This window comes from Kluyvera sp. EC_51, assembly GCF_019584505.1.
Taxonomy (GTDB): Bacteria; Pseudomonadota; Gammaproteobacteria; order Enterobacterales; family Enterobacteriaceae; genus Kluyvera; species Kluyvera sichuanensis.
The window spans coordinates 1-3,008 of the sequence record NZ_VDAG01000112.1 but is presented as its reverse complement, the minus strand read 5'-3'; the positions used below and the strand labels follow the sequence as shown (position 1 = coordinate 3,008).

6 protein-coding genes are annotated in these 3,008 nt (G+C 50.2%); 1 reads left to right on the top strand and 5 read right to left on the bottom strand.

Annotated elements, in window-relative coordinates; genetic code table 11:
- On the bottom strand, positions 1 to 310 hold a 310-nt coding region (locus tag FHC49_RS21960; protein ID WP_255581440.1), incomplete at its 3' end, for a transposase.
- Positions 311 to 568: 258 nt separating this feature from the next.
- Between FHC49_RS21960 and FHC49_RS21955 the strand changes: the two genes are divergently transcribed.
- Positions 569 to 1,270 (top strand): toll/interleukin-1 receptor domain-containing protein, encoded by a 702-nt coding sequence (locus tag FHC49_RS21955; RefSeq protein WP_032170242.1) that lies wholly within the window; start codon positions 569 to 571, stop codon positions 1,268 to 1,270.
- Between the two features lie 292 nt (positions 1,271 to 1,562).
- Here FHC49_RS21955 and FHC49_RS21950 read toward each other — a convergent pair whose 3' ends face one another.
- Genes FHC49_RS21950 through FHC49_RS21935 form a run of 4 tightly spaced genes read right to left on the bottom strand, consistent with a single transcriptional unit; the run spans position 1,563 to position 2,967 of the window.
- Positions 1,563 to 1,904: a TA system toxin CbtA family protein gene (locus tag FHC49_RS21950; protein WP_032170241.1), complete on the bottom strand. Its 342-nt coding sequence runs from the start codon at positions 1,902 to 1,904 to the stop codon at positions 1,563 to 1,565.
- A gap of 20 nt (positions 1,905 to 1,924) precedes the next feature.
- A complete protein-coding gene (locus FHC49_RS21945) occupies positions 1,925 to 2,242 on the bottom strand; it encodes a type IV toxin-antitoxin system YeeU family antitoxin (RefSeq protein WP_032170240.1) in 318 nt (105 codons plus the stop codon).
- 18 nt (positions 2,243 to 2,260) lie between these two features.
- Positions 2,261 to 2,482: a DUF987 domain-containing protein gene (locus FHC49_RS21940; RefSeq protein ID WP_000691995.1), complete on the bottom strand. Its 222-nt coding sequence runs from the start codon at positions 2,480 to 2,482 to the stop codon at positions 2,261 to 2,263.
- An 8-nt stretch (positions 2,483 to 2,490) separates the two neighbouring features.
- Positions 2,491 to 2,967, bottom strand: a complete 477-nt coding sequence (locus FHC49_RS21935) for a RadC family protein (protein ID WP_001618788.1) — start codon at positions 2,965 to 2,967, stop codon at positions 2,491 to 2,493.
- Positions 2,968 to 3,008: the final 41 nt, after the last annotated feature.

Genomic DNA, 3,008 nt, shown 5'->3' with positions numbered 1-3,008 from the left:
AAAAACCTCCGCAACCCCATGTTTTCACATAACTGTTGCGTTGACCAATTGAATCTACAGCGGCTTTTTTTAATATGTCCCGTTCGTCGGTAACCCGCTTCAGCTCTTTCTGGAGGCGTCGGATCTCAGCCTGAGCGTCTGACTGGACTTTATTGGTTGAGGAATCCGGGCCATATGCCTTTATCCAGGCATAAAGACTGTGGGTGGTGATACCGAGACGTGTTGCCACGCTGGAAACAGAATGGCCGCGATCAACAACCTGTTTTACCGCTTCAATTTTAAACTCTTCGGGATAACGCTTACCGCTCATGGGCACCTCTCTTTAAGCCATCTTAAATGACTCTGAGGTGTCTGTTAAACCCGTGGCGATTCAATCGGTACTGCCACTGTAACCACTAGTACCTCCTGATCTTTTTGAACTCTTGAGCTCAAAATTAAATTTGGCAGTGTGATAAGGCACAGCTTTCTGAAAATACACTTCTTGTTTTACACTCAAAAGTCCCCATTACTTATCTGGTTTTAATGGCGCAGCAGTTATCTTTCAGATTATCAAGGGGGAAACAAGAGTATGGCAAGATGTACGGCTCCTGTTCGTGGACATAGCTCAGCAGCAGCCGCTGCTGCCTGTCCCGCATGTCGTAATCGCAGCGGTTATCGCCGTAGTAGCTACAGTTATGATAGCTACCCTTCTTACTCATCATCAGGCTTTAGCGGTAGCGGAAGTTATGGAGGCGGTGGATCCAGCAGCAGCGCGAAGCCACGTTGGTCAAAATCAGGGTCTTCCGTTTCTTACACAACATCCCAAGTACAATCACTTACGCCAATTCGACAAGTGGTCGAGAAACTTGTCGTTGAGCAACCTGATCTGCGTGATGTCTTCCTTTGCCATGCTTGGGATGACCGACAAGGTATTGCCAAAGAGTTACACGATTTGCTCGAAGCGGCAGGTGTCAAAGTATGGTTCAGCGAAAAGGATCTTGCCCTTGGCGTTCCGATGATGCGTGCCATCGATAAAGGATTAGCAAACTCTCGAATAGGCTTGGTTTTAGTAACACCAGCATTGTTAAACCGTCTACCTAAAGAAGGTGTTGCTGATAAAGAGCTTTCCGCTTTACTGGCAGGCAACCAACTCGTTCCCATCGTGCATAACACGACGTATGAAGCTCTCCGTAATGTCAGTCCCTTGCTTGCGTCCCGAAGCGGCCTCGATACGGGAGAAGATACATTGGCAGTTGTTGCAACAAAAATTGCAGAGCTGATCACTGTTTAGTTTATCCAAGCCCCGTTAAATGTTTCCAACTCATGAATCAGGCCTGCAATAGCAGGCCTGATGACCTGTTCCCAGTTGATTAACATAGATTGATATAGCAACTTCCGTTTTTGTCACGGAGCGGATTGTCAGATTGGATTCGGCCCTGCGCCACAATTGTATCAGACCAAATCTGAGCTTATGTTGTCCGTAAAAAACAAACGCGCCCGCCAGATAATGGCAGGCGCATTATGCAATATGTAAACAAGAGCGGAAGATCAGAAATGTAAATCGGGAAGGTTGTACGCAATATTTACCGTACTGCGGTGTTACGGCTTTGTCGTAAAAGGCCAGTTGCCTGTCTTGCCCGCAGGATATCTACAGCCCGAAGATAAGGGGATTGTTCCTGCCAGCTAAATCCCTTCCTGTCGATACGAACCAGTTCGTATTTTTCCACCAGAAAGTTAACAGCATCGGCCAGCGTGATCCCGGCATTAATGTGATTCTGAATAACGGTTTCATCACTGAAAGGAGTATCGTTTAGGGTAAGACCATAGTGTTGTTCCAGCAGGCGTGTCAGTAGCATTTGCCAGACAGCAACGGGTGACAGGCAGGGCTTCGCCGCCCGCGAAGTTGTAGCAGGTAGTATTTTCAAGTTTGTTCTCGTGAAATTTGTTAGCGTTGAGTGGAATAAACAGCGACGTATACATAGCCGCAACTGCCAAGGGTATCGGCTTCGCAGGTGAAACCGTTGTGATACAGGATTACGTAGTGGGCATGGTGAGGGTTCATTTCACCAGTGGTAAGCATCGACTCCATCTGACTGATAAAGTGCGGAAATGCCACATCCAGCTTAAAACATTCGGCATCACTGAACTTACCTGTGATACTGGTCCGGTCAGCCAGGTAGTGCAGCCGGTTCCCCTCCTGCACAAGGCGGGCTCCCAGGCACGGCGTGATATTGCGCTGCAGGCCCCAAGTGATGTTGCTCATTACAGTTCTCCACTATTGTCAGTTCAGGGTGATGCTCATCAGGCAGGCATAAGGCCCGTTGCGGTCCTGGCGACGTTCGGCGTATACCGCCAGGACTCCTGTGATATCCGGAACGTCCCTGCCGGTGTAATGACAGACACTACCGTGCCACTGGTATTTGCCGGTGCAGTAGCGAAAGATTCGGGACTCAGGATGCTGGCGGTATATCGTCATTGCCCGGCGTTTACTGATAATTTTCATGTAATACCTCACAGCAGACCGTGTTCTGCGAACGAATAGATTTGCCTGCCGCCGACAATCAGATGGTCAGGGACACGGATATCCACCAGTTGAAGTACCTGAACCAGTCGCTGCGTGAGGGCTTTGTCAGCCTGGCTGGGCGTCGTCTCGCCGGAAGGATGGTTATGCGCGAGTATCACCGCCGCCGCGTTGAAGTGCAGAGCACGTTTGACCACCTCCCGGGGATGCACCTCGGTGCGGTTAATCGTGCCGGTGAAGAGCGTTTCATGGGCAATCAACTGATTCTGGTTGTCCAGATACAACACCCGGAACTCTTCCCGCTCAAGCGCGGCCATATGCAGTCGCAGCCATTCACGTACGGCGTGGGTAGAGGTGAAGGCTACGCCGGGCTCATGCAGGTGGCGGTCCAGAGCCCTGAGCGCCCGCTGAATGAGACGCCGGTCCTGTGGCGTCATCTCGCCGGGTAAAAAGGAAAGCTGTTTCATCTGTTGCTCCTTCGGTCAGTCGATAATACGCAGAATGGCGT

Excerpts from the sequence above, each read along its gene's own strand:
- FHC49_RS21955 (WP_032170242.1), top strand. The coding sequence starts at position 569 with ATGGCAAGATGTACGGCTCCTGTTCGTGGACATAGCTCAGCAGCAGCC.
- FHC49_RS21945 (WP_032170240.1), bottom strand. The coding sequence starts at position 2,242 with ATGAGCAACATCACTTGGGGCCTGCAGCGCAATATCACGCCGTGCCTG.
- FHC49_RS21940 (WP_000691995.1), bottom strand. The coding sequence starts at position 2,482 with ATGAAAATTATCAGTAAACGCCGGGCAATGACGATATACCGCCAGCAT.
- FHC49_RS21935 (WP_001618788.1), bottom strand. The coding sequence starts at position 2,967 with ATGAAACAGCTTTCCTTTTTACCCGGCGAGATGACGCCACAGGACCGG.